Annotated in this window: 12 protein-coding genes; 4 read left to right on the top strand and 8 right to left on the bottom strand. The window is 54.3% G+C overall.

What is annotated here, in order from left to right; translation table 11 throughout:
• Positions 1-100: 100 nt before the first annotated feature.
• Positions 101-1,369 carry a permease gene (locus AC5Q5A_RS03585; RefSeq protein WP_493894358.1) on the top strand — a complete coding sequence of 423 codons (1,269 nt, stop codon included), beginning with the start codon at positions 101-103 and terminating at the stop codon, positions 1,367-1,369.
• A gap of 79 nt (positions 1,370-1,448) precedes the next feature.
• On the opposite strand, the gene AC5Q5A_RS03580 is transcribed toward AC5Q5A_RS03585, so the two are convergent.
• The 7 genes from AC5Q5A_RS03580 to AC5Q5A_RS03550 form a co-directional block, all read right to left on the bottom strand.
• A complete protein-coding gene (locus AC5Q5A_RS03580; RefSeq protein ID WP_493894357.1) occupies positions 1,449-2,684 on the bottom strand; it encodes a phenylacetate--CoA ligase family protein in 1,236 nt (411 codons plus the stop codon).
• A 60-nt stretch (positions 2,685-2,744) separates the two neighbouring features.
• Positions 2,745-3,527 carry an ABC transporter ATP-binding protein gene (locus tag AC5Q5A_RS03575; RefSeq protein WP_008889240.1) on the bottom strand — a complete coding sequence of 261 codons (783 nt, stop codon included), beginning with the start codon at positions 3,525-3,527 and terminating at the stop codon, positions 2,745-2,747.
• 152 nt (positions 3,528-3,679) lie between these two features.
• Entirely contained in the window at positions 3,680-4,924 is a 1,245-nt protein-coding gene (locus AC5Q5A_RS03570; RefSeq protein ID WP_493894356.1) for an ABC transporter substrate-binding protein, read from the bottom strand.
• Positions 4,925-5,029: 105 nt separating this feature from the next.
• Positions 5,030-6,103, bottom strand: coding sequence for a branched-chain amino acid ABC transporter permease (locus AC5Q5A_RS03565; RefSeq protein ID WP_008889238.1), 1,074 nt, complete (start codon positions 6,101-6,103; stop codon positions 5,030-5,032).
• 19 nt (positions 6,104-6,122) lie between these two features.
• Entirely contained in the window at positions 6,123-7,016 is an 894-nt protein-coding gene (locus AC5Q5A_RS03560; protein ID WP_008889236.1) for a branched-chain amino acid ABC transporter permease, read from the bottom strand.
• Positions 7,017-7,076: 60 nt separating this feature from the next.
• Entirely contained in the window at positions 7,077-9,026 is a 1,950-nt protein-coding gene (locus AC5Q5A_RS03555) for a long-chain fatty acid--CoA ligase (protein ID WP_063088589.1), read from the bottom strand.
• A 2-nt stretch (positions 9,027-9,028) separates the two neighbouring features.
• Positions 9,029-9,838, bottom strand: a complete 810-nt coding sequence (locus AC5Q5A_RS03550; RefSeq protein ID WP_040822694.1) for an ABC transporter ATP-binding protein — start codon at positions 9,836-9,838, stop codon at positions 9,029-9,031.
• Positions 9,839-10,658: 820 nt separating this feature from the next.
• On the opposite strand from AC5Q5A_RS03550, the gene acnA reads away from it, so the two are divergent.
• Both acnA and AC5Q5A_RS03540 read left to right on the top strand, forming a co-directional pair.
• Positions 10,659-13,346, top strand: coding sequence for an aconitate hydratase AcnA (gene acnA, locus AC5Q5A_RS03545; RefSeq protein ID WP_493894355.1), 2,688 nt, complete (start codon positions 10,659-10,661; stop codon positions 13,344-13,346).
• 216 nt (positions 13,347-13,562) lie between these two features.
• Positions 13,563-16,109 carry an EAL domain-containing protein gene (locus tag AC5Q5A_RS03540; protein WP_493894354.1) on the top strand — a complete coding sequence of 849 codons (2,547 nt, stop codon included), beginning with the start codon at positions 13,563-13,565 and terminating at the stop codon, positions 16,107-16,109.
• Between the two features lie 79 nt (positions 16,110-16,188).
• Here AC5Q5A_RS03540 and AC5Q5A_RS03535 read toward each other — a convergent pair whose 3' ends face one another.
• Positions 16,189-17,529 (bottom strand): sodium-dependent transporter, encoded by a 1,341-nt coding sequence (locus AC5Q5A_RS03535; protein WP_338183850.1) that lies wholly within the window; start codon positions 17,527-17,529, stop codon positions 16,189-16,191.
• A 279-nt stretch (positions 17,530-17,808) separates the two neighbouring features.
• Here AC5Q5A_RS03535 and AC5Q5A_RS03530 point away from each other — a divergent pair, with 279 nt between their 5' ends.
• A complete protein-coding gene (locus AC5Q5A_RS03530; protein WP_493894353.1) occupies positions 17,809-18,561 on the top strand; it encodes a DUF1223 domain-containing protein in 753 nt (250 codons plus the stop codon).
• The last annotated feature ends 79 nt before the right edge of the window (positions 18,562-18,640 follow it).

Genomic DNA, 18,640 nt, shown 5'->3' with positions numbered 1-18,640 from the left:
GCCATCATACACAGATGTTGCCGAATGCCTATCTTGGAACAGTTCACCTTTCCAGCCGTTTCAACAGTACCCCGACACCTGAAATGGCAGGAAGGTCACAATGGATTTGCTAGATCAATATTCAAACGGCGTCATGACCGCACTTGGTTTCTTCTGGAACGCGCTGTGGGCGTTTGTGCTTGGTTACGCCATCAGTGCCGCGATTCAGGTTTTCGTTCCCAAGAACCGCCTGACTGCGCATATGGGCGACGCCGGTATCGGGAGTGTTTCGCTTGCCGGTCTGTTTGGCGCCATATCAAGTTCATGCTCGTTTGCAGCCCTTTCAGCGGCACGATCGCTGTTTCAGAAAGGCGCACATTTCATTGCCACCGTCGCCTTCATGTTCGCATCGACCAACCTGGTCATTGAACTTGGCGTTTTGATATTCCTGTTTCTTGGCTGGCAGTTTCTGGCCGCCGAAATCATCGGTGGTATCCTGATGATCGCGATTTCTGCCGTTCTGATCCGCGTGACATATCCCAAGGAGATGATTGAAGCCGCCAAGCAACATGCCGACGAGGAAACCGGCAGCGAAGAAGACGACTTCGACTGGAAGAAACGCATCAAGTCCAAACAAGGCTGGCAGCAGGTTGGCAACCGCTTTGTCATGGAATGGCAGATGGTCTGGCGTGAAATCCTGATCGGCTTCACGATTGCCGGCTTTATTGCGGTCTTTGTCCCGGCCGAATTTTGGCAGACCCTGTTCCTTGCCGGGGACGGCACCGGTAAGGCGTCAGACTTGCCGTTCCTGACCGTTCTTGAAAACGCCCTTGTGGCACCATTTGTCGCCGCCGCGACGTTTATCGGCTCGATGGGGAACATTCCATTGGCCACGGTTCTCAGTGCCGGGGGTGTAAGCTTTGCCGGGATTATGGGCTTTATCTATTCGGACCTGATGGTCCCGCCACTGGTTAAGGTCAATGCCCGATATTATGGCTGGAAAACTGCGCTTTATATCGCAGGTGTGATGTATGCAAGCATTGTGGCCACCGCGCTTATCCTGCATTACGCCTTTGTCGCAATTGGTGCCCTGCCCGAAAGCAGCCGTGACATCGCCGAGGTCAGTGCATTCGGCGTCAATTATACGCTGTTCCTGAACATCGCGGCCTTTGGTCTAATTGGCATCCTGCTGTGGCTCCGCCGCGAAGGTCAAAAGGCTGCACAGCATGACCACGAGCATGATCATGGTGGCCACGACCACGGCCATGATCACGACCATGACCACGACCATGGTGACGGGTCTGTGCTTTCCCTTAAAAATGTGATTGTCGGGACCGCACTTACGCTGCTTGCAGGTGGCCTAGTGCTTAAAGCAGTCAGCCTGATCTAAAAGAAAAAAAGTGCCGCCGGCAAAGCCGAGCGGCACAGGTTTCCCGAGCGGGAATGAAACACTAAGTCAGTTAACTTAATCAGGTCAGATCACGCTGATCATCAATCACTTTGCCGTCATTGGGCAGACTGCCGACCTCGACAGCCAAAACCTTCCCGCGCAGCTTGCAAACGCTGGCAAGGGTTTCGGCAATCGCATCAATCTGACTGTCATCAATACCCTCGCAGGTCAGGGTCATGACGTCGTTATCGTTTTCGCGGGTAACGACCAGGCGCGCCTTGGCAATGTCGCCGTGACGTTTGACGATTTCACCAATCTGTTGCGGATGAACAAACATGCCCTTGATCTTGGTGGTCTGATCGGCACGCCCCATCCAGCCTTTGATACGATGGTTTGTGCGACCACAGGCGCTTGCACCCTCGGCAATTGCCGACAAGTCGCCGGTTGCAAACCGGATCAGCGGATAGTCCATGTTAAGCGTGGTAACGACGACTTCGCCAACCTCGCCCTCTGCCACCGGCTCACCCGTGCCCGGACGGACGATTTCAAGAATGATGTCTTCGGCAACAATCATGCCGTCCTTGGCATCGCTTTCATAGGCAATCAGGCCAAGGTCGGCACTGGCATAGCATTGCAGCATGGCGATATCGCGTTCGGCAAACCAGGATCGCAGACTTTCTGGTAATGCTTCGCCCGATACCAGTGCCCGCTTAATCGATGAAATATCCGCACCGAGTTCCTCGGCCTTTTCGATCAGGATTTTCAGGAAGGATGGCGTACCGCTATATCCGGTTGGCTTAAGATCGCTGATTGCCTTGACCTGTGCCTCGCTTTGTCCGACCCCGGCCGGAACGACAACACACCCGCAGGCCCGTGCGCCACTGTCAAAGATAAAGCCCCCCGGTGTCAGGTGGTAGGACAGGCAGTTATGAACAATATCGCCGGGGCGGAAGCCAGCCGCAAAGAACGCACGACCCATCCGCCACCAGTCATCGCCCTTGCCCTGCGGGTCATAAATCGGCCCCGGGCTTTGGAACAGGCGCGCCATCGCCGGGATTGGCGTTGCGTTCAGACCCGCCAGCGGCGGTTCCTTGGCCTGCGCATCAATCAGATCCGACTTGCGGGTCAGCGGCAGTTTCGCCAGCGCCTCGCGGGTGGTAACTTTTTGCGGCTCGATATCGGCCAACAGTCGACCATAAGCCTTCGATTGCGATTTGGCATGATGCAGGATGCGCGGCAGTGCTGCCATCAAGCCGGCCTCGCGGCTTCCGGGAGTTCGCGTTTCGCGCTCGTCATAATAAGTTTTAAGCATCATACCCGTCTTTCATTCAAAGGCGTCCACCACACCGATATACGGCCCCGGTGTATCTCTATCCTAGAGCCAACGCTTGCGGCGCTTGTAGGACTTGATGTTCTTGAAGCTTTTGCGTTCTTCAGAACCGCCGCCAAGATAGAACTCCTTGACGTCCTCGTTATTCAGAAGCTCGTCACGGGTGCCATCCAGAACAACCTTACCGCTTTCCATGATGTAACCATAGTCGGCAACCTTAAGCGCAAAGTTGGCGTTCTGCTCAACAATGAGCATGGTGATGCCCTGCTCGCGGTTGATCTTTTCAATGATCCCGAACACTTCCTTGACCAGAAGCGGCGACAAGCCCATCGACGGTTCATCAAGCAGGATCATTTTGGGCCGCGCCATAAGCGCACGTCCGATCGCCAGCATCTGTTGCTCCCCACCTGAAAGGTAACCGGCAAGTCCGGTTCGTTCCTTAAGGCGTGGGAAATATTCAAAGACCATTTCAATATCGTCTTTGACCTTGTTGTCCTTGCGGGTATAGGCGCCCAGACGCAGGTTTTCGATGCAGGTCATGTCCTCGATGATACGGCGGCCTTCCATGACCTGAAACAGGCCGGAGCGCACGATATCCTCGGGATTACCATTGGCAATCTGGTTACCCATGAAACTGATATCACCACGGGTGACTTCGCCGTCTTCGGTTTTCAGCAAACCCGAAATCGCCTTAAGCGTCGTGGATTTACCAGCCCCGTTTGGGCCAAGAAGGGTCACGATCTTGCCTTGCGGAACCTCAAGCGAGACGCCACGCAGGACCAGAATCACCTCGTCATAGACGACTTCAATATTGTTGACCGACAGCATCGGTTCGGCGGTTTCTATTTTGCGGGCGGGCTCTGCCATGGTGTCCCTTTCGAATGATCTTCTTGTGATCTCCAGCTGTCGGAGACAGGGCATCTTGCGTCTTATGCCCTGCCTCCGAACAGTCTGGGAGACATTCGCCTTACTGGATGATCTTAGTAACCAAGCCAGTCGTCACGACGCGGCAGCGTTACAGTCGTTACTTTTTCGACCGTTGCTTCACCGCCTTTGGCGCTACCGTTATAGATATTGACGGTGTTGATGCCGCGATGGTCTTCGGCGGTCCAGGTTGCTTCCATGCAAACGCCTTCAAGACCGGCCGGCACCCAGTTCTGGCGGGCATACATGCCTGCCTTGATGTTCGCACCGGTGATGCCGCCATTGTTCTTGGCCCATTCCATGGCTTCTTTCATGTAATAGGCAGAGCAAATGCCACGGATATAGTGATGGGTGCGGAACTCTTCGCCAGAGCGGTCCGACATTTTGGAGATTTCGCGCACCAGATCCATGCCCGGAACACCTTCATCGGTCCAGAAGCTGGTCATCGCCGGAAAGATGTAGTTTTCGACATCGCCAATGGTTTTAAGAGTCTCGTAGTCACCAGCCCAGATGTTGGCCAGCCATTTCGGGGTCGCGCCAACCGTGTCACAGGATTTCACCAGCGACACAACCGACGGGCCAAGGTTACCAAGGTAACCATAGTTGGTCCCGGCTTCCTTAAGGGTCAGGCACTGTGCCTTGAAGTCACCCGGCTTCATCGAAACAACGACCGGTGCGGTTACTTCAAAGCCAAGCTCGGTTGCGTATTCCGCACAGGCTTCTTTCGGGGCGTTCGGATAGGGGTGGTTATCGCCGATATGCGAGAAGACCGGCTTGCCCGAACCACCGGACTGTTTCCAGTCTTCTGCGGCCCACTGAACCAGCGCACGGCAGGCATCGGAATAAGACGCACCATAGAAGAAGTTATAAGGTGCCGGTTTGGCGGTTTTCGGGTTTTTGCCCGTCGGGTCGGTCAGGTGACCGGAATAGGATGCGGAATAGACCGGCACTTCATCCTTGGCAACGAAGCTGATCAGGGCTTCGGTATCGCCCGTGCCCCAGCCCTGCATCGCCACCATGTCGTTGCGCGAACGCCATTTCTTGTAGTTCGCAATCGCCTGCGGAACCTTATAGGCATAGTCAACGGATTCAGAATCCAGAACCGTGCCATCAATACCGCCATGGGTGTTGATGTAAGACAGCGCATCGCGCACACCATCGGCATAGAACTTGCCAATAAAGCCGGTGGCACCGGTGATGTCCATCAGATGGCCGACAAATACCATATCGTCATCTGCGTGTGCTGCCGAGAACGACAGCCCCGTTGCGACCATCGCAGTCGCAGCAATCAATCTTTTCATAACGACGTCTCCCTTGGACGTTTTCACTAAAGTAAGCCTCCCGGTCGCCCCGTTTTTGTCCCGGCCCTTTTGTTTTTTGTAAGCGGGCCGGGTTCGGGGTTTTAGTCAGTACGAGAAGGGATAAAGCTTCCAGTACGCCCTGATCTGTTGCCAGCGATGGGCAAGCCCATCCGGCTCAAAGATCAGGAACAGGATGATGGCCAGACCAATTGCCATCTCCTTGATATATGCCAGTCCATCGGTCACAGCCGTCGAATTGGCCCATTCAAAAACGCTTAGTGCGCTGACACCGGTTTCCATGACTTCTGGCAACAAAACCATGAACACCGTGCCCATCAACGTCCCTTTGACCGAGCCAAGACCACCGATGATGATCATGCCGAGGAACTGGATCGACAGCAGAATGGTAAAGCCCTCGGCCGAGACAAAGCCCAGATAGTGGCCATACATCGCCCCGCCGACACCGGCATAGAAAGACGAAATGGCAAAGCTCATCAGGCGATATTTCGTGAGGTTGATCCCCATGATTTCAGCCGAAAGATAATGGTCACGCACGGCAACAAAGGCACGACCATCGCGGGTCCGCATCAGGTTCGTGCCCAGCAGATACATCACCACCAGGAAGAACAGGCAGACATAGAAGAAGCTGAAATCATCCAGAACTTCATAGCCAAACACATTGACCGGATTGGCGGCCGCGCCATAGGACCCACCGGTAAACCATTCGGCCCGGGCAAAGAAATCTTCGAGGATGAACTGGGCTGCCAGTGTCGCAATCGCCAGATAAAGCCCTTTGATGCGGGCCGCTGGCAAACCAAACAGCATACCAACCGCTGCGGTCATCAAACCGGCCAGCGGGATCGACAACAGGACAGGAATACCGGTTGTGTTGTTGATCCAGGCCGACGCAAAGGCGCCAAAGCCAAAGAATGCGGCATGGCCCAATGAAATCTGCCCGGTAAAGCCGACCAGAATATTCAAGCCCAATGCGGCAATCGCAAAATACGAAATCTGAATAAACAGGTTGACGTAATAGCCATCCAGAACGAACGGGATCATGGCGACGGCAAAGATGCCAAGGATCGCGGCGTTACGGATATAGGTCGTATCAAAGATGCGGGTATCCTGACGATAGGTGGTTCGGAAGTCACCGCAAGGACGTATAGAAAATCCAGCCATAGTATATCTTCCCCGTCCTCTAGATACGTTCGATGTCTTTGGTGCCAAACAGGCCGTATGGCTTGATGCACAGGATAATGATCAGCACGTAGAACGGTGCGATCGAGAACAGGTTGCCCCAGTGCAGATACTGGCCGTCAACAAACTCTGCGGTGTTTTCAAGCAGACCAATGATCACGCCGCCGACAATGGCACCGATGATTGAATCAAGCCCGCCGAGGATCACCGCCGGGAACACCTTGATACCGATCACCGAAAGCGCGGACGACACGCCATTGACCATGCCGATCACGATCCCGGCGACACCCGATACAAGGGCCGAGATTGCCCAGGACATGGCAAATACGGTTTTGACGGAGATACCAAGGCTTTGCGCGACCTGCTGGTCAAATGCGGTTGCCCGCATGGCAAGGCCAAGCTTGGAATATTTAAAGAACCAGTAAAAACCGGCCATGATGAACAACGAGATCACGAAGCTCATGATATAGGCCGTCTCGATCTGCATCCCCAAAAGGTTGACCGATCGGGTTTCAAACACCTGTGGATAGGTCGCGGTGGTTGCCCCGAATATCCACTTGGTTGCTGCCTGGAAGAAGATCGAAAGCCCGATGGTCACCATGATCACCGAAATGATCGGTTCGCCAATCATCGGTCGCAAGACAACCATTTGCAGAACGATGCCAAACGCCATCATAAACAGCAAGGTAAACAGGAAACCCAGCCAGAAGGGCATATGCATCTCGACAAGGAATGCATAACACACCCATGCCCCGATCAGCAGGAACTCACCCTGGGCAAAGTTGACGATCTGGGTCGATTTGTAGATCAGGACAAAGCACATGGCGACAACGCCATAGAGTGTCCCGACAATCAAACCGTTCAGCAGAAGCTGGAACAGAAGTTCGAAATTCATGTTGCCATCCCTGTAATGGCGACCCAAGCCTTTGGCCGGGGCCACAGTTATGCTGCTGCCTTATTCGGCGGCTTTCGGGGCCGTCTGTGCGGCCTTGTCATTATCAAGATCAACGACCTTCACACTCGTCTGGATGCGGGTTTTGGACCCGTCCTGGAAGGTGATCATGGTGTCGATATCAACCTTGTCATTGCCGGCATAAACCGCATCGATGATGTCGGCATATTTCTCGGCAACCACACCACGGCGCACTTTGCGTGTGCGGGTCAGTTCGCCGTCATCGGCATCCAGTTCCTTGTAAAGAAGAAGGAACCGCTTGATCCGCTGGGCTTCCGGAAGTGTCTTGTTCACTTCCCGGATTTCCTCGGTGATCATGTCATAGACCTGCGGCTGGGCTGACAGGTTGGTGTAGTTGGTAAAGGCAATCCCGCGTTGCTCGGCCCATTTCGCCATGATCGAGTAACGAATACAGATCATGGTCGACAGGAACGGCAGGCCCTTGCCAAGGATCACGGCCTCGGCAATGAAGGGCGAGAATTTCAGTTTGTTTTCAATAAACTGCGGCGAATAACGCACCCCGGTCGAGGTTTCCGCCAGATCCTTCATACGGTCAATCACCACAAGGTGCTTGTTCTCGTCCTTGAAGTAACCGGCATCCCCGGTATGCATCCAGCCATCCCGGACATCTTCGTCATAGGCGGCCTGATTTTTGAAGTATCCGGTAAACATGCCCGACGTGCGTGCAACGATTTCGCCGACACCATTTTCGTCGGTGTTGATCACTTTGATCTCGGAATTATCAAAGGCAACGCCGACCGTATCGAAATCAATATCGCCCGGCTGATGGATGGTGTAGGCGCCGCACAGTTCGGTCTGACCATAAAGCTGGCGAAGCGGTACGCCCATCGCGTGGAAGAACCTGAAGGTTTCCGGACCAATTGCGGCACCACCCGTCGCGGCGGAACGCAGATTGGAAAATCCAAGACGATCTTTCAGCGCATTCATCAGGATCACATCGGCCATTTTCGAATGACCACCGGCATCCATCGCGGTGCGCGCCAATGCCATGCCGAAATCAAACATCTTTTGCTTGAACGGTGTGGAATCCATCATCCGTGCGCGGACATCGGCCGCGATGGTTTCCCAAACGCGCGGTGCAAGAAGGACGAAGTTCGGACCAATTTCGCGCAGGTCGGCCATCATGGTTTCCTGCTCTTCGACGAAATTGACGATCTGGCGGCTGATCAGCGACTGACCAACGACATAGACCTGCTCCATAATCCACGGCAATGGCAGGACCGAGACATAATTGTCACCCGGATATTTCGGGTCAGCGCGAAGGTAAGCGGCACAGTGATCAAGGAAATCACCGGAATTGAGCATCGCCATCTTCGGCTTGGACGTTGTACCCGAGGTGGTGCACAGAATGGCACATTCATCGCCACGGGTGTCGGCAACCATCTGGTCATAAATGCCCGGATTTTTTGCCTCCAGCTCGCGGCCCAGTTCATAAAGCTTTTCGACATCCAGCAAACGCGGATCGTCGTATTTGCGCATCCCGCGCGGGTCACAATAAACGATGTGGTCGACAGTCGGGATGTCTTCGCCAAGCTCAAGCAGCTTGTCACACTGTTCCTCGTCTTCGGCGATCAGGATGCGCGCGCCTGAATAGGTAATCAGATAGGCGACTTCTTCGTGCAGGCTGTCCTGATAAAGACCAACCGACATACCGCGCAGTGCATGCGCCGCAATTTCGGCCCAAACCCATTCCGGACGGTTTTCGCCGATGATCCCAACAACATCGCCCTGCCCAAGGCCAAGGGCGCGCATGCCAAGTGCCATCCATTTGACGCGGTCGTTATAATCCTGCCAGGTGAATTCCTGCCAGATGCCGAATTCCTTTTCGCGCATGGCGACTTCTTTGGGCCAGTTGCGCGCATTATAAGCTAGTACTTTCGGGAAGCTATCAAGCGACTGAACGTCGGCATATTCCGGGATATTGCTGCTCATGATCAGGCCACCTGCTCGTCTTCGTCCGTGTCGTCGTCTTCTTCGCCGAGATAGGCTTTCTTGACATGCTTGTTGGCCATCACCTCTTCAGGCAGGCCTTCGGCAATCTTGCGACCGAAATCAAGGACCATCACGCGGTTGGAAATATCCATGACCACCCCCATGTCGTGTTCGATCATGACAACGGTCATGCCCCACTCTTCATTGAGGTCGATGATAAAGCGCGCCATGTCCTCTTTTTCTTCGAGGTTCATGCCCGCCATCGGCTCATCAAGCAGGATCAGGTCCGGACGCAACGCAACAGCACGCGCAAGCTCAACCCGTTTGCGCAAACCATAGGAAAGCGTGCCGGCGGTCGCCTTGCGGATATGGGAAATTTCAAGGAAGTCGATGACGTCTTCGCAGAAGCGACGATGGTCGAGCTCTTCTTTCTGCGCGCCACCAAACCAGTAAAGCGGCCCGTTCAGAAAGTTGTTTTTAAGCAGGTGGTGACGCCCGACCATGATGTTATCAAGCACATTCATGTGCCCGAAAAGTGCGAGGTTCTGGAACGTACGCCCGATACCAAGTTCGGCACGATCATTCGGCTTGAGCCCGGTAACATCCTTGCCCTTGAAAGATACCGAACCGGTCGTTGGCGTATAACGCCCCGAAACGCAGTTCAGCATGGATGTCTTACCGGCACCGTTCGGGCCAATAATCGAGAAAAGCTCGCCCGGCTGAACGGAGAAGCTGACATCACTCAGCGCACGCACGCCGCCGAAAACAAGCGACACGTCGCTAATCTCTAAAATAGGACTCTGTGACGTCATGCCGTCGCATTCCTCCCTGACTTGGGCCGCAAATGCCGCAGAACCGCATTTCGGGTTCTTTCGCGTGAAAATTTGCAAACCGCTGTTCAGTTTCCCTGATGATGTGTCGGTTTATTTTATGACCCTGACCTTACGGAAACCGGGCTTGACACATTTAATAGGCATTTAAGTACCAATTTCAGCATATTGCGTCAATGCAATGATTCTCAAGGGGTTGGGACTTTTGTACAAATTCGCACCGCACAATTATTTGACGACAGAATACACCGACCGCTCTACCCTTGATTACGTAGCGTTATCTCAGGTTGCGGGTCGCAGACGGCGCGCAAAAACATCGCAATGCAAAAATCTTTCGCAATCATGCACCGCACAATTCGCGCGCATTGGGAACATGCCGCTTTGCACGCAAATCCGAACCCGCCGCCCCGACTCCGGTGCGGAGTCGTCGTTCCAGGCGACCGGCCCCTGCGCCCCACGACCACATTCATTGCCGCGAATGCCGACGGCTCTATAACCATGTCAGGAAAAAACAGACTCCGTGTTTTGCCCGTCCTATTGAAAGGCCAAAAGCCATGACACATATCGTCTAAAGCCTTTTGACTGCTTGTTGGGCTTTGCCAACATGCTGTGATCAACGGGTTTTCACCAATACCCCTTTACGGGGTCTGGACTTTCAAAGGGAATTGTGGTGTAACCCCGTTGCACATAGATATGTAGCCGTGACCCGCGTCACGCAACACAGATAGCCCACCGCTCGGCGCTCCGACGGTCGGGGTGTCTTGTCACGACAAGCCCTTTTAACCACCTTGAGGAGGGTCTGATGTCCATTTGTGGCAAAGACAACCTGAAAACGCGCCGCACGCTGAAAGTCGGGGACAAGTCCGTCGACTATTACAGCCTCAAAGTTGCTTCCGAGAAATTCGGCGACGTTTCAAAACTTCCCTTCACGCTGAAAGTCGTTCTTGAGAACCTTCTGCGTTTCGAAGACGATTTCACCGTTAAAACCGACGATGTCAAAGCTGTTGTTGACTGGCTCAAAGAGCGCAAGAGCAGCCACGAAATCAACTATCGTCCGGCCCGCGTTCTGATGCAGGACTTCACCGGCGTTCCCGCCGTTGTTGACCTTGCCGCGATGCGCGATGCTGTCGTGAAGATGGGCGGCGACGCCCAGAAGGTGAACCCGCTTTCACCGGTTGACCTCGTCATTGACCACTCGGTCATGATCGACTTCTTCGGCACCGACGACGCACTCGACAAGAACATGGAAGTCGAGTTCGAACGTAACGGCGAACGTTACGAGTTCCTGCGTTGGGGCCAGAATGCGTTTAACAACTTCCGCATTGTTCCGCCGGGGGCTGGTATCTGCCATCAGGTCAACGTCGAACATCTTGCAAAGGTCGTCTGGACCGGCAAGGACGAAGACGGCAAAACCGTTGCCTATCCGGACACGCTGGTTGGTACCGACTCTCACACCACCATGGTGAACGGCCTTGCTGTTCTCGGTTGGGGTGTTGGCGGTCTGGAAGCCGAAGCAGCAATGCTTGGTCAGCCGATCTCGATGCTGATCCCGGAAGTTGTCGGCTTCAAGCTGACCGGTTCCATGAAAGAAGGCATCACCGCAACTGACCTTGTTCTGCGCGTCGTTCAGATGCTGCGTGAAAAAGGCGTTGTTGGCAAATTCGTAGAATTCTATGGCGATGCGCTTGACCACATGAGTCTTCCGGATCGTGCGACCATCGGTAACATGGCACCGGAATATGGTGCGACCTGTGGCTTCTTCCCGATCGATGACGAAACGCTCAACTACATGCGTTCGACCGGCCGTGACGAAGACCAGATTGCACTGGTTGAAGCATATGCCAAAGAACAGGGCATGTGGCGCGACCCGGCACATGAAGCCGAATACACTGCAACGCTTGAACTTGACATCTCGACCGTCGAGCCGGCCCTTTCGGGTCCGAAGCGTCCGCAGGACCGTGTTCTGCTGAAAGATGCCGTTTCGAGCTTCACCAAAACCTTTGCCGACATGGCACCGGGTGTTGATGCTGATCGTTCTGTTCCGGTTTCGAACGAAAACTTCGAAATGAAAGACGGTAACGTCGTCATCGCTGCGATTACCTCTTGCACCAACACCTCGAACCCGAGCGTTTTGATCGCAGCAGGTCTTCTGGCGAAAAAAGCTGTCGAACTCGGCCTTCAGAGCAAGCCGTGGGTGAAAACCTCGCTCGCACCGGGTTCGCTGGTTGTTGCCGACTACCTCGAAAAAGCAGGCCTTCAGGATTACCTGGATCAGCTTGGCTTTAACGTGGCCGGTTTCGGTTGCACCACGTGTATCGGTAACTCCGGTCCGCTGGCAGCACCGATCATCGACGCGATCGATGGTAACGACATGCTCGTCACCGCCGTTCTGTCGGGTAACCGTAACTTCGAAGGCCGTATCAGCCCGCAGGTCAAGGCAAACTACCTTGCCTCCCCGCCGCTGGTTGTTGCCTATGCGCTTGCCGGTAACCTGAAGATCGATCTGAACAAAGATCCGATCGGTAAGGACAAAAACGGTAAAGACGTCTTCATGAAAGACATCTGGCCGACCAACAAAGAGATCGCTGACACCATCGCGTCCTCGATCTCGGCGTCCATGTACAAAGATCGTTACGACAACATCTTTGCCGGTCCGAAACCGTGGCAGGAAATCGAAGTCACCGAAGGCGAGACCTTCGCGTGGGATGGCAAGTCCACCTACGTTCAGAACCCGCCTTACTTCGTCGACATGGCGAAAGAGCCGGGTGACTTCTCTGAAGTTCATGGCGCACGTCCGCTCCTGATCCTGGGTGACTCTGTCACCACCGACCACATTTCCCCGGCCGGTTCGATCAAGGAAGAAAGCCCGGCAGGTGAATACCTCAAGGCGCACGGCGTTGCTGTTCGTGACTTCAACTCCTATGGCGCACGTCGTGGTAACCACGAAGTCATGATGCGCGGTACCTTTGCCAACATTCGTATCCGTAACGAAATGGCACCGGGCACCGAAGGTGGTGTATCGGTTCATTATCCGTCGGGCGAACAGGGCTGGGTCTATGACGTCGCAATGCGTTATCAGGCCGAAGGCACCCCGCTTGTTGTCATCGCTGGTAAGGAATACGGCACCGGTTCTTCGCGTGACTGGGCAGCAAAAGGCACCAACCTGCTTGGCGTCAAAGCTGTGATCGCGGAAAGCTTCGAGCGTATCCACCGTACCAACCTGGTCTGCATGGGCGTTCTGCCGTTGCAGTTCAAGAACGGCGAAGGTCGTGCGACCTACAAGCTGGACGGTTCGGAAACCTTTGATGTCCTTGGCATCGGTGATGGCATCAACCCGCTTCAGGACGTTACGGTTCGCATCACGCGCAAAGATGGCAGCACCGAGGAAATCGTTGTTACCTGCCGTATCGATACCGAGAACGAAGTTCTCTACTACCAGAACGGCGGCATCCTGCAGTTCGTTCTGCGTAACATGATGAAAGCTGCCTGATTTCAATCTGAAATCTTTGGCTTACACATTGACACCCCACCGGTTTTCCGGTGGGGTGTTCTTGTTTGTACCGAATTTTACTGGGCGGCGTTCAATTGAACGCCCCTGACTTGATCCAGAACAATTCTCAAGTACGCCGAACCTGCTAGGAATGGCGCCTTCGTCTCACCCTTAAGAATAAAACCGAAAAAGATCAGTCGAACAGAGCAAACGCGCATGATACGCCCCACATCCTCCGATGGACGCCCGTTTGGTCTGACGGTCGGCACACTTTCCCCCGGAACAGTTTTAAGCTGCACACCGCAAACGTCCCTCGGTGACGCCACGGCCAAAATGCGCAAGGCCAACAGCAGCTCCGTCATTATTGTGGTGGACAACAAGCCTGTGGGAATTCTGACCGAGCACGATTTGCTATCGTTGCCACCGTCAACCATGGCCGCCCTTTCTGAACCGGTTTCAACGCGTATGTCCCAACCGGTACATACCATTTCGGTCCATGCCACCCCGCAATCGGCAATCGTGCGCATGCGCGATCGTGGCGTGCGCCATCTTGTCACCATTGATGCGGATGGCTGCCTTGTCGGGATCATCAGCCAGACCGACCTCATCCGTCATGTCGGTGACAAAAAGCCGTTCATTGCCAACGATGTTGCCGATGCGGTTCGCCAATCCACCGTGTTTGCCCATAAGGACATTCGGGTCTGGGAACTGCGTCAGCGCATGCATTCGGAAAAATGCGACAGCGCGATCATTTCCGGTTTCGCCGACGACCAACCGGCAGAACTGCAAACCGGCATCATCACCGAACGTGATATCTTGCGCCATCTGGCGGAAGAACATGAAAACCTGACTGCGGGTGATATTGCCACCCGCCCGGTAACCTTCATTCGTCAGGACATGAACCTTGATGACGCGCGCAGAATGATGATGCGCGACAATTTCCGTCATCTTGTGGTTCATAACCACAACGGCGAAACCATCGGGGTTTTGTCATTTGCCGATCTGCTTGAATTTATCGAACAGGATTACCTGATCCATCTAAGCAGTCTGGCCGAAGACAGTGGTAGCGAAATTACCAAGGCGCGCCAATCCCTGGCCCTTGCCAACAAGCTGATCGAAAATTCCCCGGACTGTGTGATGATCTGCAATGCGCAGTCCGAGATCGAGGCCGTCAATCCGGCCTTCACGCGCGTAACCGGTTATCAGGCCGAGGAAGTAATCGGCAAGACACCGGCGATTTTGAAGTCCGGACGCCAGAACAAGGCTTTTTATGCCAAACTCTGGGCAGATTTGGCACGCACCGGAAAATGGGAAGGCGAAATCTGGAACCGGCGCAAGTCGGGCGAGATTTATGCCGAATGGCTTTCGATCATGGCGGTTCGGGATGGCGAAGGCACAATCACCCACTACGCTTCGATCTTCACCGACATCAGTGGACGTGAAAAAAACCGCGAAGATGTCTTGCGGATTGCCTTTACAGATGAGTTGACCGGCATGCCAAACCGCCGCCGGTTTTCGGAACTTTTGTCGCTTCATATCGGTCGCGCCCGTCGGGTTGGACGCCCGCTGACGGTTGCCATGCTTGATATCGACAACTTCCAGCGCGTCAATAGTGCCCTTGGCCATAATATCGGGGACGATGTACTGGTCGAAGTATCACGCCGCATCAGCCGTGAACTTGGTCAGGATGCTGTAATCGCCCGTATCGGTGCCGACGAATTCGCCGCAATCCTGCCAAATGTGAACACCGAACAGGAAGCCGTCGGGATCGCAGAAAGTCTTCTGATGCGCCTTGGCAAAGCCCATCTGACTCGAAAGGGCGAAGACGTCTATCTTTCGGCAAGTATTGGCATTGCGTCCTTCCCCGAAGATGCCAATGACACCAGCAACATCATTCGCTGTGCCGAACTGGCAATGGCTCAGGCCAAGGAACAGGGACGCAACCGGGTCGGACTTTACAGCGTCAATCTGCACAGTCAAAAGGGGGCGGACCTTGCCCTTGAAACTGCCTTGCGCCGCGCGATCGACAATGAAGAACTCCATCTTGTCTATCAGCCGCAATTTGATGCGAAAACCGGCGAAATTGCCGGGGTCGAGGCATTGCTGCGCTGGACGACGGCCGATGGCAAAACCATTCCGCCCTCGACCTTCATCCCGATTGCCGAGGAAATGGGCGTGATTGGCGAACTGGGCCGCTGGGTCATTCGCACCGCCTGCAAGCAATTGGTTGCCTGGCGTCAGGAAGGCTTACATAACCTTCGCCTGGCGGTGAATGTGTCAGTTCAGCAGTTCTATGGATCGATGGATTTTGCCGAACAGCTTCGCGCCATCATCGTTGACAAGGGTGTCGCCGCCGACCGGTTGGAAATCGAAGTCACCGAAAGCCTGTTCATGCGCAATATCGACGATATGCGGACCAAATTGCAGCGCCTGCGTGATCTTGGCGTGCGCATCGCGCTTGATGATTTCGGGACCGGCTTTTCGAGCCTGAGTTATCTGCGCACATTGCCCTTTGATGTGATCAAACTTGATCGCAGTTTTGTCTGGGACATCGAAGACGGCCCGGATGGTGAAACCTTGCCAATTACGATCATCAACATGGCGCGTAACCTCGGCAAAACCTGCGTTGCCGAAGGCGTCGAAAACCAGCATCAGCTTGACGTGCTGCGCAAGGCCGGATGTGACTTGATCCAGGGGTATCTGCTGGGTCAACCGATGAGTGCAGAATCTGTTTCCAAGCTTGCCAAGGAAGCCGCCCTCTAGAACCAAAACGAACGGCAAACGACAAAAAAGGGCGGGGAAATTCCCCGCCCTTTCGCATATGCCTATCGGCAAGTCTGACTTAGAAAACGCCAAGCCCTTTAAGCAGGATAAAGGCAATCGCCAGCGGTGCGACGAACTTGACGATCAAGCCCCACGCACCGATCCATACCGGTACAATTCCGTTATGTGCTGCGATTTCTTCCTGGGCCTTGCCCCAAACGATCCAGCCAACAAACAACGAGATCAACAAACCGCCAATCGGCAAAAGCAGGCTTGAGCTGACAAAGTCCATAAGGTCAAAGAAGTTCTTGCCCCACAGGATTTCGACATCCGCCATGACCCCCATCGAAAGCGACGACGGAATACCAAGCAGGAAGATCACGAAACCAAGAACCACTGCCGCCGTTTTGCGATTGATCCCACGATCATCGACGAAATAGGCAACAACCACTTCAAGGATCGAAACCGCAGAGGTCAAAGCCGCAATCGCCAGCAACAGGAAGAACAGGAAGGCAAAGAACGAACCAAACGGCATCTGGGCGAACACAGCTGGCAGCGTGATAAAGGTCAGGCCCGGACCGGCACTCGGATCAAAACCGAAGGCAAACACCGCCGGAAGAACAAGAAGACCAGCCAGAACGGCAACAGCCGAGTCCAGCAGGGTGACCCAACCGGCAGAGCCCGGAAGGTTTTCTTTCTTCGCAAGGTAGGAGCCATAAGTGATCATTGCCCCCATCCCGAGCGACAACGAGAAGAAGGCCTGTGACAGCGCATCCGAAACCGTTGCCCAGGTCACTTTCGAAAAGTCCGGCGACAGCAGGAAGGCCACACCTTCCATGCCCCCTGGAAGCGTAACCGAACGTACGATCAGAACGATCAAAAGCGCAAACAGTGCTGGCATCAGGATTTTCGACGCGCGCTCAATACCGGCACCAACACCGGAAAGCACGACAAAAATGGTCAGCGCCATGAAGATCGCGTGGAAAATCAACGGCGAGGTCGTATCACTGATGAAGCTGCCAAAGATATCGCCAAGGGCTGCCGGATCTTCGATCGAAAGCGCCCCGGTGACGGCCTTGATCATGTAGGACAGTGTCCAGCCGGCAACCACCGAATAAAACGACAAAATCATGAAGGCGGCAGCAACGCCAAACAAACCAACGATCGGCCAAAGCCCACCCTTGAGTTTGGCAAATGCGCCAATCGCGTTCTTTTCCGACATACGGCCGATCACGAATTCGGCCAGCATGACCGAAATACCGATGGTAAAGACCAGCGCAAGATAGATCACCAAGAATGCGCCACCGCCATTCTCGCCAGCCATATACGGGAATTTCCAGATGTTCCCCAATCCGACAGCCGACCCGGCGGCCGCCAGAATAAATCCAAGGCGTGAGCCCCAGTGTTCGCGTTTCATCATTCGCTTGCAAACCTCGTATTGGACCGATCTTGCCAGATTAAGCTCCCACCAGCAGATCAGTTCCGCATTTTTCATTTAACGCAAAGGTCATTTGTTCCTTTGCAATGGACAGCTCCCTAGAACTGGTTCCGATTGGTCCGCAGCTCATAGCATCAATCTTTGGAAATCTCCTTTCAAAGATCCACGCAAACGCGCAAATATCTTCCACTTTACACCTACTGCTGATTTCAAGGCCTTGTGATTGGTCGGTGATGGTGGTTTTCAGGCATGATCAGTGTCATGAAAAACCCTCGCCCCCTTTCAAGTGCGCTTGCACTGTTGCTCATGGCCGTATCTTCACCCGCAAGGGCTGCTGAAAGTGTTTTGCCGCGCGCGGTCGTCGAACTTTACACGTCCCAAGGATGCAACTCCTGCCCGCCCGCCGACCAGGTCCTGCATGATCTGGCAGATCAGCATGATGACCTGCTGTTACTGTCCTACCACGTTGATTACTGGAACTATCTTGGGTGGGAAGATCCGTTCTCCGACGCCCGATACAGCGAACGTCAACGCGACTATGCCAATCGCATGCGTGAACGTTATGTCTATACCCCGCAGGTCATCATCAATGGTGATCACGTGGTACGCGCCACCGCCAGACAACAGATCGAAACCACCAGTACCACGGTTGCCCCGTTACGCGATCTTGCGGATATCCATCTAGGCACCATTGATCACACGCTTCCGGCAAAGGGCACTGTTTCCTTGCACGGTGTTGGCAAACCAAACCCGGGACAGATTTCACAGGTCTGGTTGATCGGCTTTGATCGCGAACATCAGCGCGATGTGCTTTCAGGCGAAAACGCAGGCAAGCGACTGGTGAATGCCAATGTCGTGCGCGATATGATCAGCCTTGGCCAATGGGATGGCAGCAGTCAGCAGAAAATCCCGTTTACCATGAAAGCCGCCTATGACGGGGGGATCGCCATCCTGATCCAGAACGGGCGTGGCGGCCCCATCATCGGTGCATCCATGGTCCGTTTCGACGACTGATTCCCTGTTGGATCGTGAGTTTGGATTGATTTGAAACAATGCCAACCAGTCGATTGTCGGTTATTGCATGAATAATACG

The organism is Thalassospira sp. CA1 (assembly GCF_059052855.1).
This window is presented reverse-complemented; position numbering and strand designations above follow the sequence as displayed.